The organism is Polyangium sorediatum, from assembly GCF_029946465.1.
In the GTDB taxonomy this organism is placed as follows: Bacteria; Myxococcota_A; Polyangia; order Polyangiales; family Polyangiaceae; genus Polyangium; species Polyangium fumosum.
The window spans coordinates 20171-37033 of sequence record NZ_JARZHI010000090.1 but is presented as its reverse complement, the minus strand read 5'-3'; the positions used below and the strand labels follow the sequence as shown (position 1 = coordinate 37033).

The 16863-nt window shown below is 70.5% G+C and carries 10 protein-coding genes, 1 tRNA gene and 1 pseudogene; 7 read left to right on the top strand and 5 right to left on the bottom strand.

What is annotated here, in order from left to right:
* On the top strand, positions 1-1251 hold a 1251-nt coding region (locus tag QHF89_RS44755), incomplete at its 5' end, for an NAD-dependent epimerase/dehydratase family protein (protein WP_284721764.1).
* 134 nt (positions 1252-1385) lie between these two features.
* Positions 1386-4796 carry an FAD-dependent monooxygenase gene (locus QHF89_RS44750; protein WP_136967504.1) on the top strand — a complete coding sequence of 1137 codons (3411 nt, stop codon included), beginning with the start codon at positions 1386-1388 and terminating at the stop codon, positions 4794-4796.
* A 342-nt stretch (positions 4797-5138) separates the two neighbouring features.
* Here the strand turns inward: QHF89_RS44750 and QHF89_RS44745 are convergent, their stop codons facing one another.
* Positions 5139-5672: a tellurite resistance TerB family protein gene (locus QHF89_RS44745; RefSeq protein WP_284721763.1), complete on the bottom strand. Its 534-nt coding sequence runs from the start codon at positions 5670-5672 to the stop codon at positions 5139-5141.
* Between QHF89_RS44745 and QHF89_RS44740 the strand changes: the two are divergent.
* Positions 5671-7014: pseudogene (locus QHF89_RS44740) on the top strand (hypothetical protein); the annotation flags it as partial. The gene QHF89_RS44745 and the pseudogene QHF89_RS44740 sit on opposite strands and share 2 nt — an antisense overlap.
* A 530-nt stretch (positions 7015-7544) precedes the next feature.
* Here QHF89_RS44740 and QHF89_RS44735 read toward each other — a convergent pair.
* Entirely contained in the window at positions 7545-7985 is a 441-nt protein-coding gene (locus tag QHF89_RS44735; RefSeq protein ID WP_284721762.1) for an arsenate reductase ArsC, read from the bottom strand.
* Entirely contained in the window at positions 7982-9931 is a 1950-nt protein-coding gene (selB, locus tag QHF89_RS44730) for a selenocysteine-specific translation elongation factor (RefSeq protein ID WP_136967501.1), read from the bottom strand. The genes QHF89_RS44735 and selB overlap by 4 nt, the downstream gene beginning before the upstream one ends.
* 47 nt (positions 9932-9978) lie before the next feature.
* On the opposite strand from selB, the gene QHF89_RS44725 reads away from it, so the two are divergent.
* Positions 9979-10073 (top strand) — tRNA-Sec (locus QHF89_RS44725).
* Positions 10074-10086: 13 nt separating this feature from the next.
* On the opposite strand, the gene QHF89_RS44720 is transcribed toward QHF89_RS44725, so the two are convergent.
* Positions 10087-11466: an FHA and sigma-54 interaction domain-containing protein gene (locus QHF89_RS44720; protein WP_136928398.1), complete on the bottom strand. Its 1380-nt coding sequence runs from the start codon at positions 11464-11466 to the stop codon at positions 10087-10089.
* 16 nt (positions 11467-11482) lie between these two features.
* Positions 11483-12580: a serine/threonine-protein kinase gene (locus QHF89_RS44715; RefSeq protein ID WP_136928399.1), complete on the bottom strand. Its 1098-nt coding sequence runs from the start codon at positions 12578-12580 to the stop codon at positions 11483-11485.
* 155 nt (positions 12581-12735) lie between these two features.
* Between QHF89_RS44715 and QHF89_RS44710 the strand changes: the two genes are divergently transcribed.
* The 3 genes from QHF89_RS44710 to QHF89_RS44700 are packed head-to-tail and all read left to right on the top strand — an operon-like array spanning position 12736 to position 16851.
* Positions 12736-13125, top strand: coding sequence for a CesT family type III secretion system chaperone (locus QHF89_RS44710; protein WP_136928400.1), 390 nt, complete (start codon positions 12736-12738; stop codon positions 13123-13125).
* Positions 13126-13177: 52 nt separating this feature from the next.
* Complete coding sequence (locus QHF89_RS44705) at positions 13178-14005, top strand: PspA/IM30 family protein (protein ID WP_136928401.1); 828 nt, start codon at positions 13178-13180, stop codon at positions 14003-14005.
* Positions 14006-14031: 26 nt separating this feature from the next.
* The gene (locus QHF89_RS44700; RefSeq protein ID WP_136967500.1) at positions 14032-16851 is read left to right on the top strand and encodes a cation-translocating P-type ATPase; all 2820 of its coding nucleotides are present in this window, start codon (positions 14032-14034) and stop codon (positions 16849-16851) included.
* Positions 16852-16863: the final 12 nt, after the last annotated feature.

Here is a 16863-nt window from a genome sequence, read left to right as displayed (position 1 = left end):
GCGCGGCGCGCGGCCGAGAGCGACGCGGCGCTCCACGCCCTGTTCGCCCGCGCGGCGGAGGCCGGGCCGAGCACGCCCGCGGGCGTGTCCGGGCGCGCGACGATGCCGCTGCTCCGCGCGCGGAGGCCGCCGGTGCCGCCCGAACGGCGCGCGTCGATGACGGTGATCCGCGGCGGCGCGGATACGAAAAAGACCTCGGGCGAGGCCTCTCGGAGCGACGCGCGGATCCGCGAGGGGCGCGTGCTCGTCACGGGCGGCGCGGGGCACCTCGGGCAAAACCTCGTGCGGCGCCTCGTCGCCGAGGGCAAGGAGGTCCGCGTGCTCGTGCGGGGCGCGCGCGGCGCGGCGGCGCTCGCGGGTTTGCCCGTCGAGGTCGTGACCTGCGACGTGCGCGACGCAAACGCGCTCGGCGCGGCAATGCGCGGCGTGACCGAGGTGTATCACGCGGCGGCGAGGGTGGCCGAGGGAGACGAGCAAGCGTTTTTCGAGACGAACGTGCTCGGGACACGCGCGCTCCTCGGCGCGTGCCGCGAGGTGGGCGTGCGGCGGGTGGTCGTGACGAGCTCGCTCGACGCCGTGCGGTACGACGACGCGCGCGGCGCGCCGATCGACGAGGCGACGCCGCTCGACCCGTTCTCCGCGCATTCGCCGCACGCGCGGACGAAGGCGCTCGCGGAGCACGAATGCTTGAAGGCCGTGGCCGACGGGCTCGACGTGGTCGTGGTCGCGCCGACGACGCTGGTCGGGCCCTTCGACGATCGGCCGAGCGCGATCGGGCGGGCGCTCGTGGATCACGCGAACGGCAGGCTCCGCGCCTTCGCGCGCGGGGCGCTCCTGCTCACGTCGACGCGCGACGCAGTGGAGGCCCACCTCGCGGCGATGCGGAGCGGGCGCAAAGGGCAGAAGTACGTGATCACGACCGAGCTCGTGTCGATCGACGATCTGCTCTCGTTCTTCGAGGAGGCGAGCGCGCGGCGCCGCCCGCCGTTCGCCGTGCCGGCCTTGCTCGCGCGGATGTCCCTCGCCCAGAAGCTCGCGGCCGCGCGGATGCTCGGGGGTGAACGCCCGCCCGGCGCGCCCGCGCCCGCGTCCTCGCCGCGGCGCGCGGACACCTCGAAGGCGGAGCGCGAGCTCGGCTTCGTGCCCACGTGCGTGCGGAGCGCGATTTACGACGCATACGCCGATTTCTTCCGTCGGGCCCTCGTGCCCGAGGGCCCCGCGTCGCGCGGGGCCCACATCACGCGGTCGTGAACGCGTGAGACCTGGGGTGGTCCTGACGGACGGTTTGTCCGGGCGTCAGGGCTGCCCTCGATTCGACAGGGGGGGACCAGTTCAGGGGTGCCGAAGGCGAACGCCGCGGCCGTGAATGACGAACGAGGTCCTGCATGAATGGGAAGGCAGAGAGGATCGACTACGACATCGCCGTGATCGGCGCAGGTCCGGTCGGATGCGTGTCGGCGCTCGCGTTCGCGAAGCGAGGCGCGAGGGTGCTCTTGCTGGAGTCGAACCCGCGCGCCGTCGAGCGGCTCGCCGGCGAGTGGCTGCACCCGCCCGCCGTCGACATCCTCCGCGGGCTCGGCGTGGATCTGTCGGCCGGCGCGACGCACGAGACGGGGCGCGGGTTCGTCCTGTACCCCGACGACGGTACGAACCCGATCGCGCTCCCGTATCGCGCCGGCAACGTCGGCCACGCGATCGAGCACGTCCGGCTCGTCGAGCGGCTGCGCGAGCGCGTGATGGGCGAGGCGCTCATCGACTACCAGCCCGGATCGCGCGCGACGAGCATCGTCGATCAAACGCTCTCGTACCAGCAGAAGGGCAGCAGCGAGCGCATGGTGCGCGCCGGGCTCGTTGTGGGCGCGAGCGGCCGGAGCGGCGTGGCGCACGCGGCGCTCTCGATCGATCGAAGCGCGGCGACGTATTCGCGCATGGCGGGGCTCTTGCTCGAAGGCGTGCGCATGCCGCTCGAAGGGCACGGCCACGTGTTCCTCGGCGGCCCGGGGCCGGCGCTCGCGTATCGGCTGGACGATCGGCACGTGCGGCTCTGCCTCGACGTGCCTCTCTCGATGCGCGTGCAGCGCAGCAAGGCCGCGACGCTCTGGGACGCATTCTCGCCCGTCCTGCCCGAGGCGCTGCGGGGCGCGCTCCGCAAAGCGCTCGAGAGCGGCGAGATCGCATGGGCGACGAACCAGATTCGACCGCGCGTCGATTACGGCCGCGAGGGGCTCGCGCTCGTCGGCGACGCGGTGGGCCACCACCACCCGCTCACGGCGCTCGGCATGACGCTCGGTTTTCAGGACGCGATCGCGCTCTCCGAGGCGAAGAGCTTCCGCGCCTACAGCCGCAGCCGCACGATCCAGAGCCGCGCGCCGGAAATGCTCGCGGTCGCGCTCTACGAGGTCTTCGCCGACACGTCGGACGAGACGGCGGCGATCCGCAGCGGGATCTACGACCTCTGGCGCGAGCAGCCCGCGGAGCGCATGCGCACGATGGGCTTCCTCTCGTGCGAGGACACGAACCCGCTGCATTTCGGCGGCTCGTTCCTGAAAGCGCTGCTCCGCGCGTCGAGCGCGATCGTGCGCGACGGCGTGGTGCGGCGGGATCCGCGGCACGCGGCCGAGGTCGCGAGCGAGCTCGGCATGCGCATTCGCTGGCTCATGCGCGCGACGCTGCACCTCACGCCGGCCGAGCCCACGCAGAACTTTCCGCGCTCGGCCGAGGATCGATATGGCGCGGCGCTGAAGGCGGCGGCCGGGCGCGCGGAGGTGCTGGAGCACCCGGCGGCCGAACGCGCGACGCGGCTCGGCAAGGCGCGGCTCGAACCGCGGACGGCGCTCGCGCGGGGCGTGCGCGCGCTCGTGGCCGAGCAGGCCGAGGACGGGTCGTGGGAGGGCGAGGTCATCTGGAATCCGATGCTCGCCGCCCAGTACGTCATGGCGTGCCACGTGATGGGCTTGCCGATCGATCCGGTGCGTCGGGAGCGGCTCTTGCTCCAGTTCGCGCGGACGCGTTTGCCGGATGGAACGTGGGGCATGCACGAGCTGTCGCAGCCCTACCTGTTCGTCACGACGCTCGTGTACGTGGCGGCGCGCCTGCTCGGCGTGCCGGCGGAGGATCCGCTCGTCGCCAAGGGGCTCGCGTTCCTCCGGAGCGAGGGCGGCGCGGCGGCGATTCCGAGCTGGGGCAAACTCTGGCTTTCGCTCTGTGGTCTTTATGGCTGGGAGGGCGTGCCGAAGGTATTGCCCGAGGCGTGGCTGCTCCCGCGATCGTGGGCGCTGCACCCGTCGAAGTATTATTGCCACACGCGGTACATCTACCTCGGCATGTCGCTGCTCGTGTCCGCGCGGCGGAGCGCGCCCGAGACGGCAATCACACGGGCGCTGCGGAACGAGCTGTATCCGGGCGGGTTTGGCGCGGTCGACTTCGCAGCGGCGCGGCGGCAGCGGCGCGAGGCGGAGCTGCAAACGCCGCCGAGCCTGGCGCTCGAATTCGCTTACCAGGCGTTCGAGGTCGTCGATCGGGTGCGAACGCCGAAATCGCGGGCCGGTCTGCTCTCGGCGCTCCGCGAGGAGGTGCGTTATGATCTGCGCGCGAGCGGGCACACCGCGTTGTCGCCGGTGAGCGGGCTGCTCGGGATCCTGGCGCTCTGGATAAACGATCCGAAGGACCCGGACGCGCTGCTCGCGCTGGAGCGATTCGAGGGCTGGATCTGGGAGGACGACACGGACGGCGTGCGGATCGCCGGGGCGCGCAGTGCGTCGTGGGATACGGCCTTCGCAACGCAGGCGCTCGTGGCCGCATCAAAGCACGTGGACGTCGCCGAACCGCTGGCGCGCGCAGATCGATTCCTGGAGGACCAGCAGATCCGCGAGGCCATCGGGGACGCAGCAGCACACGACAGGCTCGATCCACGCGGCGGGTATTGCTTCGCCGGGGTCTGGCACGGCTGGCCGGTGAGCGATTGCACGGCCGAGGCGATGCTCGCGCGTCTGGAATCACCACACGCGCGGGCCTCGGCCGAGGACATGGCAGCAGCGGCGCGGTTCGTGCTCCGGTGCCAGAACCCGGACGGCTCGTTCGGCAGCTACGAGGCGCGGCGGACACGCGTGCCCCTCGAATGGCTGAACCCCGCAGAGATGTTCGGAGATTCGATGAGCGAAGCAGCGTACGTCGAATGCACGGCCTCATGCATCGCAGCACTCTCCGCATTCCAGCAGCATCACCCGGAGATCCTGCGGAGCGAGGTCGACACCGCGATCCGTCGCGCCGCAGCGAGCCTGCGCGCGCTCCAGCACGCAGACGGCTCGTTCCCGGCCGCCTGGGGCGTATGCTTCATCTACGGCACGATGTTCGGCGTGCGAGGCCTACTCGCCGCAGGCGCGCCGCCGCACGACCACGCCATTCGCAAAGCATGCACGTGGCTGAAGGCACGGCAACGCCCAGACGGCGGCTGGGGCGAGCACCACGAAAGCGCAATCCGCGGGCAATACCGCGAAAACGACCGGAGCCAGGTGATCCAGACAGCCTGGGCCATCACAGCACTGCTCGAAGCAAAGGATCCAGACTGGGACGCGATCGATCGCGGCGCGCGTTTCCTCGCCGCCGCCCAACGCGACGACGGCACCTGGCCCGCCGAAGAGCCGGCCGGCCTCTTCTTCCGCACAGCGCTCCTGCATTACACGCTGTACCGAAGCTACTTCCCGGTCACCTCCCTCGGCCTCTACGAGTCCCGCAGGGTCGAGCGCGAAGCCTGGGGACGCGAACGCACAGCCGCGTTCGAACCCGCGTTCGGCTGACGACTCCGGTCTCCCTCGTGGGGCGTCGCGCCGGGGCGCTGCCCCGGACCCCGCGGGGGGCTGTCCGCCCCCTCGACCCCGGACCAGGCACAGCCTGGACCGGGGGTTGAAAAACTGCGCTCCGCGCAGTTTTTCAAACAGGCCGACGAAGAACCCGGCTCGCCAGCCGAACCAGCCGCGCGGCAGTCTCGGTTGGCAGGGTCGCTGCCGGTCTTGACCAGGCCTGTTCGATGAACTGCGCATCGCGCAGTTCATCGAGCCTGGGTCCAGCCCCTGGCTGGTCCGGGTCCAGGGGTGGACAACCCCTGGTCGGGGCCCGGGGTGAAACCCCGGCGCGGCGCCTCAGCCGTGCGCCTTGCTCATGATCTTGTGCAGCTCGTCGATCGAGAAGCCGAAGGCGCGGGCGAGGGACTGGAGTGCGAGGCCTTCCTTTTGACCGACGCCGCCGTCGAGCCACGCGACGGCGGAGGCGACGAGCAGGGTTGCGCGGCGGAGCTCCGGGTCGGGCAGGATCTCTGCGATGGCGCGGGCGCGGGCGTCGATGCCTTCGGAGGCGCGGTTTTGGGCTTCGTCGGCCATCGCGGCGAGCTGGTGCGAGGCGAACTTGTCTTCCGTGAGGGCGCCGACGCGCTCGACGAGACGCTCGGATTCGCTGCTCGTGTAGCGCCCGTCTGCGGATGCGACCAGGTACGCGGCTTCGACGAGGGCGCCGATCTGGGCGCCTACGTGGGCCTCCTCGGCGGCGTTTTGGGCTTCGGCCTCGGCCTTTGCGGCGGCCTCGCGCTCGAGCATTTCCTTGTACGCGTTCGCTTGCGCGAGGGCCTCTTGCACTGCTGCGACATTCCCCAGGCCTTGCAGCCGCTTCACTTCCGCCATGACGACCTCCCTTTCTTTCTGGCAGGGACCTTCGCATGCCGGCGGCGGCATTGTCCACGCCCTTTCGGCGCGGGGGCGATACGATACCTGGCCCCCCATGCCCAAGGCGTCTTGCTCCTCGACCTCTGCTTGGCTTGCCGTGCTCCTGCCCCTGGCTGCCTGTGATCTTGGTGCCGCGACGCCGGAGCCCGTCGCTCGAACGGCTGCGGCGCTCGTCGTGACCGAGACGAGCGAGCTCGGGGCGCCGGACGGCGATCCGAGCGACTTCTTTGGCTACTCTGTGGCGCTCTCGGGGGACACGGCGATCCTCGGCGCGCCCGACGAGGACACGAAAGGCACCGATGCGGGGGCGGCGTACGTGTTTGTTCGGACGAATGGGGGTTGGGGGTTCGAGCAGAAGCTCGTGGCGAGTGATGGGGGGCCGGGGGAATGGTTCGGGCGTGCGGTGGACGTCGATGGGGACGTGGCTGTCGTGGGCTCGCCGCGCGGGGATGGCGCGGCGACCGCGTCGGGCGCTGTGTACGTGTTCGTCCGGACGAATGGCGTGTGGACGCAGCAGCAAAAGCTGTTCGGGAGTGACGGGAAGACGGGTGACACGATGGGCCAGGCGGTCGCCGTCGTGGGTGGGACGGTCGTCGCGGGGGCGCCGGCCGAGGACACGAAAGGCGCGGATGCGGGTGCGGCCTATGTATTCGGCGAGAATGGGGGGGTGTTCGCGCAGCAAAAGAAGCTCCTCGCGGCGGATGGGCAGGCGGGGGATCGGTTGGGCGCGTCGGTTGTTTTTTCCGTGCAGACCGTGATCGCGGGCGCGCCGGGGGACGACGACGCGGGGGCGGATGCGGGCGCGGCGTACGCGTTCGTGGGCGCGGGGCCGGTGTGGAGCCAGCAAAAGAAGTTCGTCGCGGCGGACGGACAGGCGGGGGACGCGTTTGGCGCGGCGGTGGCGCTCGAAGGGGATACGGCGGTCGTGGGCGCGCCGCTCGCGAATGCGGCCGGGGTCGACGCGGGGGCGGGGTATGTGTTCGCGCGTGCCGGGCTCACGTGGGCCGAGACGGGCAAGCTCGTACCGGCGGGGCTCGGCTCGGACGATCGGCTGGGGACGAGCGTGTCGATCACGAAAGGCCGGGTGATCCTGGGCGCGTTGCTCGATGACACGAAAGGCTCGAATGCGGGCGCGGCCTACGTGTTCACGGAGAGCGGGCCCGGCTGGTCGGAGGATCTTCTGCTCGTGGCGGGCGACGGGACCGCAGGCGACGCTTTTGGGTTCTCGGTGGCGATGGACGGGGAGACGGCAATCGTGGGCGCCTATCTGGAGGACGACGCCGGGACGAATGCTGGGTCGGCGTACGCGTTCGTCCTGAAAAGCGAAAATGGAGAGGCCTGCACGGCGGCCGCGTCGTGCGCGAGTGGGTTCTGCGTGGATGGCGTATGTTGCGACAGCGCGTGTGATCTCGGCGTATGCGACGCCTGCTCGATGGCCACGGGCGCGAATATGGACGGGGCGTGCACGCTGCTCACGGGGACGGCGTGTGACGACGGAGACGCCTGTACGGTCGGGGATACCTGCGCGGAAGGCATCTGCACGAGCGGAGCGCCCAAAGATTGCGGCGCAGGGGCGTGCATGGACGGCCAATGCATGACGGAAGCGGACGCAGGCGCGGACGCGGATGCCGAATCGGACGCGGGCGCGGACGCCGCGGCGGATGCAGATGCAGATGCAGATGCAGGAGCGGATGCCGAGGCCGACGCAGATGTCCCCGCGGAGGAAGGCGTTCGCCTTTCCGGCGGCGCTTGCCAGACGAGCCGCGGCACCGGCGATCACGCCGGCGTTTTGTTCCTGACGCTCCTCGCCGCCGCGCTCCGGCGGCGCATTCAGGCCCGATCGAGGATCGCCGCCAGGGACGCGAGCTGCTCCTTGATCTCGTCCCGCGCGCGGCGGAAACGAGCGAGCATCTGCTCGCGCCCGAGGCTCGGATCGTCGCTCGCGGGATCCTCGATCGGCACGTAATAGTGCTGCTTGTCGCTCAGGCTCACTGGACAAACCTCCTCATCGCAGAGGCGGATCACCGTGTCCACGGAGTCGGGGTCGATCGTGCCCACGAATTTCGAGGTTTGCCCGGTGAGGTCGATGCCGATCTCCCGGCACACCTCGACCGCCCATGGATTCACGTGTGAAGGCTCGCTGCCCGCGCTCTGGATGCGGACGTCGCCGCCGAAAATGGCACGCCCGAGCCCCTCGGCCATCTGGCTGCGCGCCGAGTTTCGCACGCACAAGAATACGATGGATCGCATCTTCGGACGTCGGAACGTCATTTCCCCCTCACCCGGCTGTCATCGGCCTCGCGCCGCGTGACGCCCTCTCGGTCGAACAATTCGAGCAGCGGAATCGCCTGCCGCCGCCCGAGGCCCGACAGATCCTTGAAATCGGCGATCGACATGCGGCCGTTTTGGTCCAGGTGCGCCTTCACCTTGGCCCGGAGCGCGTCGATATCGGCCCGGAAAAACCAAAGCTCACCGGCGTGCGTCGCGTGCCCCTCGCGCACGAGCTTCGCCAGGATCGCCTTCACTTCCTTGGGCGAAGCGCCCGAAGCCTCCTTCACGGCGAACTCGGTCAGCCCCTTGAGCTGCGCCTTCTCCAGCGCCACGCCGACCGCGCCGACCGCGCCGACCGCGCCCGAGGCCGACGCGGCCGTGATCTGCGGGGCGCGCACGACGTCGCCCTCGACGACGATGGGCTCGCCGGCGACGCTGCCGCTCTTCGACGCCGCGAGCTTGATGATCTCGTCGGCCGCCTCGGCCCCGGCCCGCGCGGCGAGGCGCGCGCGCAAGGTTTCGAGGACCATGCCGCGATCGAGCGGGTTCTTCTTTTGGTGCGCAGCGACGAGCCCACGCGCCTCGACGGCAAGCTCGACGAGCGCAGCCCGAGGCACCCAGCCGATGCGCTTGATGCGCACGAGCTCGCCCTTGTCGCCGAGCTTGTCGGCCGCGCGTTCGAGCTCGGCCGCGGGCAAGGAGAACCGCGAGGGCAAGACGTCACGCGAGAGCGGGCGCGGGGAGGCTTCGAGGGAGAGGGCGCGCATGACCGCTTGCGGATCGCGCGAGACGAAGAGCGCTTCGAGGACGGCGAGGCGCGCGGCGCGGCCGCGTTTGCGTAGGCTCTGCGGCGGGCGCGCGTCGAGGACCTCGCCGCCGCCGAGGACAGCGCCCGCGGGGCCGTCGACGTCCGAGCCGCGGAGGACGAACCGATCCCCGCCGACGACGGCGAGCGCGTCGGCGAGGCGCAGCCGGGCGAGGCGGCGGCCGTCTTCGAGGGGCTCGCCGAGCAGGTCGAGTTTGCCCGAGGAGCGCGCGGTGCCGATGTACACGGAGACGCTCATACCGCTGCGCACGGGGGCCGTGGCGCGGAGCGAGACGTCGATGCGGCGCGTGGGGACGACGCTGGGATCGTCGGTGACGAGGTCGCCGCGATGCACGGCTTCGAGCGGCAGCCCCGCGAGGTTCAAGGCGAGGCGGGTCGGCGCCTCGGCGAGGTCGACGGCGCGATCGTGGACGTGAAGGCCTCGCGCGCTCGTCTTGTGGACGTCCCCCTCGGCGCTGCGCTCCCCTGCGCGGCCCGTACCGACGACGAAAAGGGGCGCGCCGAGCGGGATCTTTCCCTCGACGAGCGTGCCCGTGACGACGGTGCCCGCGCCCCGCACGGAGAAGACGCGGTCGACGCCGAGGCGCGCGCGCGGCGCGACGGCGGGCGGCGGGAGCGCGATCAAGGCGCGCCGGACGGCGTCACGGACGGCGTCGAGGCCCTCGCCCGTGCGCGCGGAGCAGAGCACGACCTCGGCTTGCATGCGGCCCGCGAGCAGCTCCACGGCCTCGTCGCCGGCGAGGCGCGCGAGCTCCTCGCCTACGCGATCCATCTTCGTCACGACCACGACGGCGCGGCGAATGCCGAGCAACTCGCAAGCGGCGACGTGCTCGCGGGTCTGCGGCATGACGCCCTCGTCCGCGGCGACGACGAGCATCACGACCTCCATGCCGATCGCGCCGGCGATCATCGTGTGCACGAGGCGGCGATGGCCCGGCACGTCGATGATGCTGACCTCGACGCCTTCTCCGAGGCTCCACGGCGCGAAGCCGAGCTCGATCGTGATGCCGCGGCGTTTTTCCTCGGGCAGGCGATCGGTATCGATGCCCGTCAGGGCGCGGACCAGGGTGGTCTTGCCGTGATCGACGTGACCCGCAGTGCCGAGGACGAAACGGCGCACGGGCGCGAGGGTAGCCCTGCGCGAAGAAACCCGCTAGAAGGGCAGGTGGAAGCGCGCGGTCGGCTGGTGCCACCCCCGGTCTTCAAAATCGGTGCGGGGCAGTTCCGCTGTCCTGGGCAGGTTCGATTCCTGTGCGCTTCCGTCGCTTTTGCCGCTCAGGCCTCGCCGCCCTCGGTCTTGCCGTGGATGCCGTGGCGCTTGAGGTACGTGCGGACGTGGGCGCGCTCCATGCCGGCGCGCCGCGCGATCTCCGAGATGTTGCCCTTCGCCTCGTCGAAGAGCCCCGCGAAATACTCGCGCTCGAACCGCGCGAGCACGTCGTGCTTGGCCTCCTGGAAGGCCTTGCCCTTGAACGACGCGCCCGCGCCGCTCGAGACCGGGCCGCCCGCGCTCGAAGGCGGCGGGCCTGCGACGTGTGGCTCATGGATCTCCGTCAGCGCCCCGAGGTGCGCCGCCACGTCGAGCTCCTCGCCCTCGCCCGCCAGCGCATACGCCACCGCGACCGCGTTCTTCAGCTCGCGCACGTTGCCCGGCCAGTCGTGCCGCATCAGCCGTTCGAGCGTCGAGTTCGAGACCCGATCGAAGGAGGCCTCGTCCCCGCCGAGATCCCGCAGCATGCGGCGCACGAGCACCGGGATGTCTTCGAGTCGCTGCCGCAACGCGGTCAGCTCCACGCGCACCTGCGCCACACGGAAGTAGAGGTCGCTGCGGAACGCGCCGGTGTTCACGGCCCGCACGAGATCCCGCCGCGTCGCCGCGAGCACGCGCACGTCGACCTCGCGGTACGAGGAGCCGCCGACGCTCTTGATGCGCCGCTCCGCCAGCGCGCGGAGCAGCTTCGGCTGCACCTCGATCGGCAGCTCGCCGAGCTCGTCGAGGAAGATCGTCCCGCCCTCGGCCTCCACGAACGGCGAGAGGCGCTTGTCGACCGCGCCCGTGAAAGCGCCACGCTCGTGGCCGAAGAGCGTCGCCTCCGCGAGGCTCGACGGGATCGAGCCGCAGTCGACCACGACGAACGGCTTTTTTGCGCGCGCGCTCGCCTGGTGGATCGCTTGCGCCGCGACCTCCTTGCCCGTGCCCGTCTCGCCCGTGATCAGCACCGTGAGATCCGTGGACGCGACCTTGGAGAGTTTTTCGAAGATGCCGCGCATCCCGGCGCTCTGCGCGACGAGCGGGCCGAAGGCCGGGATCGAGGGCACCGTGATTCGCTCGGGCCGCGCCGGCTCGAAGGTGAGCTCGGTCTCGCCGAGCCGGAGCTTGCACGCCGCGAGCAGGAAGACCTCGCCCACGCGCACGCCGCCCGCGAACGTGCCGTTGCGGCTGCCGAGATCCCGCACGCGCACGCCCTGCTCGGTGGCCACGAGCTCCGCGTGCACCGCGCTGATCTTCGCGTCGTCGAGCACGATGCTGCACTGGGCGTTGCGGCCCACGATCACCGGCTCCGTGCCCACTTCCACCCAGCCCGCCTTGCCGGCCTTGATGCGGCCTCCGCGGACTTCGACCTTGTTTCGTGAAAGGACGGTCGCGTCGTTCACGGCGTCACCCGATTCGTCACCTGCCGGTCCTGCGTCCTCGCCCCGGCTCCGAGGAGAGGTCGAGCGCTTGCCCGATCAGCGGCGTATCCACCGTCTCCGTGGGGGGATGATCGACCCACGTGGGCTGATCGTCCTGGCTCACCGCCGCGTCGGCATCGTCCGCGACCGTCGGCGGATCGGGCGGCGCGACGTGCAGCGACGAGGGCTCCGGCGCCCGCACCGGCGGCGGCGGCTGGATCACGCGCCCGCCCGGCGCGAGCGTGCGCCAGCCGTCGAGCGCCTCGCGCGCCGTGGCGAACCGGTTCTCGCGCTTGCGCTCGAGCGCGCGCTCCAGGAACCGCTCGATCCCCGCGGGCCAGCGGTCGCCCGTCGCCTCGGCCAGGCTCGGCGCTTGCCGTTCGAGCTTCATCGCCACGAGCAGCGCCGCCGTCGTCCCCTCGAAGGGCAGCCGCCCCGAGAGCGAGCGAAATGCGACGGCGCCGACCGCGTAGATGTCCGCCCGCTCGTCCGCCCGCGCGGCGCCGCGCACCTGCTCGGGCGCCATGTATGCGAACGAGCCGAGCGTCGCGTCGAAGGCCGTCAGCGTCGGCTCGTTTTGCTCGCCGTCGCCGCGCTTGAGCTTCGAGATCCCGAAGTCCAGGATCTTCGCGCGCTCGGGCCGCTCGGGGGACGCCGTGCGCTCGATGAAGATGTTTCCGGGCTTCAGATCCCGATGAATCACGTCCGCCGCGTGGGCGGCGCAGAGCCCGCAGAGCACGTCCTCGATGATCGGGAAGACCTCGGCGAAGGGCAGGTATTGCTCGCGCTTCAGCCGGTCGGCCAGGCTCTCGCCGTCGAGCTTTTCGAAGACCAGCAAGTGCGCCCCGTCGGGGGTCAGGCCCACGTCGAGCAGGCTGCAAACGTAGGGGCTCTGAATGGCCGAGGCGATCTTGGCCTCGCGCTGGAAGCGCTGCACGAGATCGGGCTTCACGGCGGCGCGGGCGAGCAGCACCTTGATGGCTACGTCACGCCCGGTCGTATCGCTCCGGGCAGCCCACACCTCGCCCATACCGCCGCGGCCGAGGAGGCGGGTCACTCGGTAGCCCGCGAGGATGTCGCCAGGGTGGATCGCCACGGACCAGGTATCAACGACCGTACCAGCGATGGCCCGGGCAGTGGAAGGAAGAAACGCGGCGTGTGTGCCTCGGGGAACGATGCCCGCGCGTGCGCCGGAAAAGTGTTCGGATCCCCTCGACCCTGCCTTGCACTGCCTGTACGCTCCGGCCGGCCATGCCGCGAACCGCCGAGGACGTAGAGAGCTTCCTCCTGCAACTGAGCCGCCACTTCGAGATCGACGGAGGCACGTACCTCGTCTCCGCAGGCGCGGAGATGCCGCCGATCGCGATCCGCGTGGCGCCGCCGATCCTCGCCGTGCGCGTGGCGATCGGCCCGCTGCCGAAGGATCCTGAGCACCAGAACAAGCTGTTTCGTCGGTTGCTCGAGTACAACGCGACGGACCTGATGCACGCCGCCTACGGCATCGACGATCACACCGTCGTGCTGTCCGCCGCGTTGCCCCTCGACAACCTCGACCTCAACGAGCTCGAGGCCACGCTGAGCGACCTCGATCTCGCGTTGGCGCGACACGTGCCGACGCTCCACGATCTCGCCACCACCTAGGTCACGTAGCCGTAGCTCGGGAGACCAGTTCTCGGACGAGAGGCCAATCGAGATGGGAATTTTCGCGCGACTCGCCACGCTCATCAAGTCGAACCTGAACGACCTCATCAGCCGCTCGGAGGACCCCGAGAAGATGCTGAACCAGGTCGTCATCGACATGTCCAACCAGCTCATCGAGGCGAAAAAGCAGGTGGCCGTCTCGATCGCCGACGAGAAGCGTCTCGCCAAGCAGGCCGAGCAAGAGGCCGCGAACGCCGCTGAGTGGGAGCGGCGCGCGATGCTCGCGATCAAGGCCGGCGACGACAACCTCGCGAAGGAAGCGCTGGCCCGGAAGAAGGAGCACGACCAGCTCGCCGCGTCCTACAAGGACCAGTGGCAGAAGCAAAAGCAGGCCGTCGAGCAGCTCAAGACGGCGCTCCGGCTGCTCAACAACAAGATCGAAGAGGCCAAGCGCAAGAAGAACGTGCTCATCGCGCGCAAGAAGCGCGCAGAGGCGCAGAAGGCCATTCAGGAGACGCTCTCCGGCCTGAACAACGCCTCCGCCTTCGAGACGTTCGATCGCATGTCGGCCAAGATCGACCAGATCGAGGCCGAGGCCGAGGCCGCGGGCGAGATCCAGGAGCAGTACACGGGCGACACGCTCGCGCACCGCTTCGGTCAGCTCGAAGCCACGCAAGGCGCCGAGGACGACCTGATGGCGCTGAAGCGCAAGATGGGCGTCGCGCCGCCCGAGCCGCCGAAGGAGGTCGCCCCCGCGCAGGTGCGTGTCGCGGGCCCGGCCCCCGCCCCGCCGACGCAGGCCGAGCAAGACGAGCTCGCCGCCGCGCTCGCCGAGCTCGAAGCCGAAGAGCAACGCGAGCAAGCCCGCATGAAGCGTTAAGCAGCGTTAGTCGAGTAGTACCTGCCATGAGTGAAGCTGGGACGACGGGCACGGGATCCGTCCGCCCCTCCGAGCTGCGCGCGCCTGCGAGCAAGGCGCAACCGCCAGCAACCGGAGGGAACGACGGAGCCGTTTACGCAGAGGACATCGACGCCCTCCTGGGTCGGCTCGGCGCGAGCTCGAGCGGGGGGCTCGACGAAGCCGAGGCCGAGGCGCGGCTCGCGAAGTACGGCAAGAACAGGCTCCCGGATCCGCCGCAGAAGAGCGCGCTCCGGAGGCTGTTCGAGCAGTTCGCGAACCCGCTCGTCCTGACGTTGCTCGCGGCGGCCGCGATCGCGGTCGTCGTCGGCTTCACGGACCACGAGGGCGGCATTCTGCATCGCTTCGGCGACGCGATCGCGATCCTCCTGATCGTCATCCTCAACGCGTTCCTCGGCTACTACCAGGAGCGCCGCGCCGAGGCCGCGCTCGACGCCCTGCAGAAGCTCAGCGCGCCCTCCGCGCGCGTGCGCCGCGGCGGCAAGGTGAAGGTCATCGCGGCCGAGGAGGTGGTCCCGGGCGATCTCCTGGAGCTCGAAGCGGGCGACGCGATCGCGGCCGACGCGCGGCTCGTGCAGACGATCGACCTCGCGACCGAGGAAGCGGCGCTGACGGGCGAGAGCACCGCCGCGATGAAGGACGCGCTCGCGCCTGTCGCGGCGGACGCGCCGCTCGGCGATCGCGTGAACATGATCTTCACGGGGACGATGGTCGTGCGCGGCAAGGCGCGCGCCGTCGTCACCACGACGGGCAGCGGCACCGAGCTCGGCAAGATCGGCGAGATGATCCGGTCCGTCGGCGAGACGAAGACGCCGCTCGAAGAGCGCCTCGAATCGTTCGGCACGACGATCCTGCGCGCCTGCCTCGTGCTCTCGGCCGTGCTCCTCGGCTGGGGCTTCTTGCGCGGCGGCAGGCCGTGGCACGAGCTCTTGCTGGAGGCCGTGAGCCTCGCGGTCGCCGCGATCCCCGAGGGCTTGCCGGCGATCACCACGATCACGCTCGCGCTCGGCATGCAGCGCATGGCGAAGCGCGGGGCCATCGTGCGCAAGCTGCCGGCGGTCGAGACGCTCGGCGCGGCGACGGTCATCGCCTCGGACAAGACCGGCACGCTCACGCAGAACGAGATGACCGTGCGGTTCGTCTACGCCGGCGGCAAGCGCTACCAGGTGACGGGCGAGGGCTACGATCCGCATGGCGGCTTCCGGCACGAGGGCGAGATCGACCTCGAACTCGACAAGCTGCCCGCGCCGCTCACGTACACGCTCGCCACGGCCGCGCTCTGCAACAACGCGCACCTCGAGCAGGACAAGGAGACGAAGAAGTGGCGCATCGTCGGGGATCCGACGGAAGGCGCGCTGCTCGCGCTCGCGGCCAAGGGCAACCTCGCCCGCGAGTCCGTCGCCCCCTCGCACCAGTTCCTCCACGAGCTGCCCTTCGACAGCGACCGCAAGCGCATGACCGTGATCACGCGCGACAAGAACGGCCGCGAGATCGCGCACGTGAAGGGCAGCGTCGACGTGCTGCTCCCGCTCTGCGTGAAGTACGCGAGCGACGACGGCGTGCGTGGCCTGACCGAGGAGGATCGGCGCACGATCACCCAGGTCGCCGAGGAGATGAGCGGCCATGCGCTCCGCGTGCTCGCGATCTGCCGCCGCGTGCGCAAGGACGGCGTGGCGGACGACGACGTCGAGCGAGAGCTCACATTCCTCGGCCTCGTCGGCATGATGGATCCGCCGCGCGCGGGCGTGAAGGAGGCCGTCGCGACCTGCAAGCGCGCTGGCATCCGCGCGGTGATGATCACCGGCGATCACAAGCTCACGGCGACGGCGATCGCGAAGGAGATCGGCCTCTGGGACGAGGGGGACGACGCGATCACAGGCTCCGAGCTCGCGAAGATCTCGGACGAGGAGCTCACGAAGCGCGTGGAGCACCTGCGCGTCTTCGCGCGGACGACGGCCGAGCAGAAGCTCCGCATCGTGCGGGCCTTCAAGGCGAAGGGGCACGTCGTGGCGATGACGGGCGACGGCGTGAACGACGCGCCGGCGCTGCGCGAGTCGCACATTGGCGTGGCGATGGGCCTCGGCGGCACGGACGTCGCGCGGCAAGCGGCCGACCTCGTGCTCGCGGACGACAACTTCGCCACGATCGTCGAGGCGGTGCGCGAGGGCCGCGCGATCTACCGCAACATCCAGAAGTTCATCTTCTTCTTGCTCTCGTCGAACATGGGCCTGCTCGTGGCCGTGTTCGTGGTGTCGTTCTTCGGCAAGTGGCCGCCGCTGACGCCGCTCATGATCCTGTGGATCAACCTCGTGACGAACGGCCTGCCGGCCCTGGCGCTGGGCATCGATCCGCCGGATCCGCACCTCATGCGCGAGCCGCCGCGCGACACGGGCGAGGGGCTCCTGAACCGCCGCGACTACCTCGGGATCCTCTACGTCGGCGGGATCATGGGCGCCGCCGCGATCGCGCTCTACGTGCTCTCGCCGCAGGACGAACAGGGGCTCCTCCAGACGCGGGCCCTCGCCTTCTCGCTGCTCGCGCTCTCGCCGCTCTTCCACGCGTGGAGCTGCCGGAGCCCGGTCCTCTCGGCGTTCTCCTCGAAGCCGCTCGTGAGCCTCCCGCTCGTGCTCGCGTGCGCGGCGAGCGCGGCGATCCACCTCGTCGCGATCCTGGTGCCGAGCCTGCGCCCGGTGTTCCGGACCTACGCGATGTCGCCGAACGAGTGGATGATCCTGCTCGTCCTGTCGGCGCTGGTGGTCCCGGCCGTGGAGATCGCAAAGGCGATCGATCGGGCGATCCGCAAGTAGACCACCCGCTCG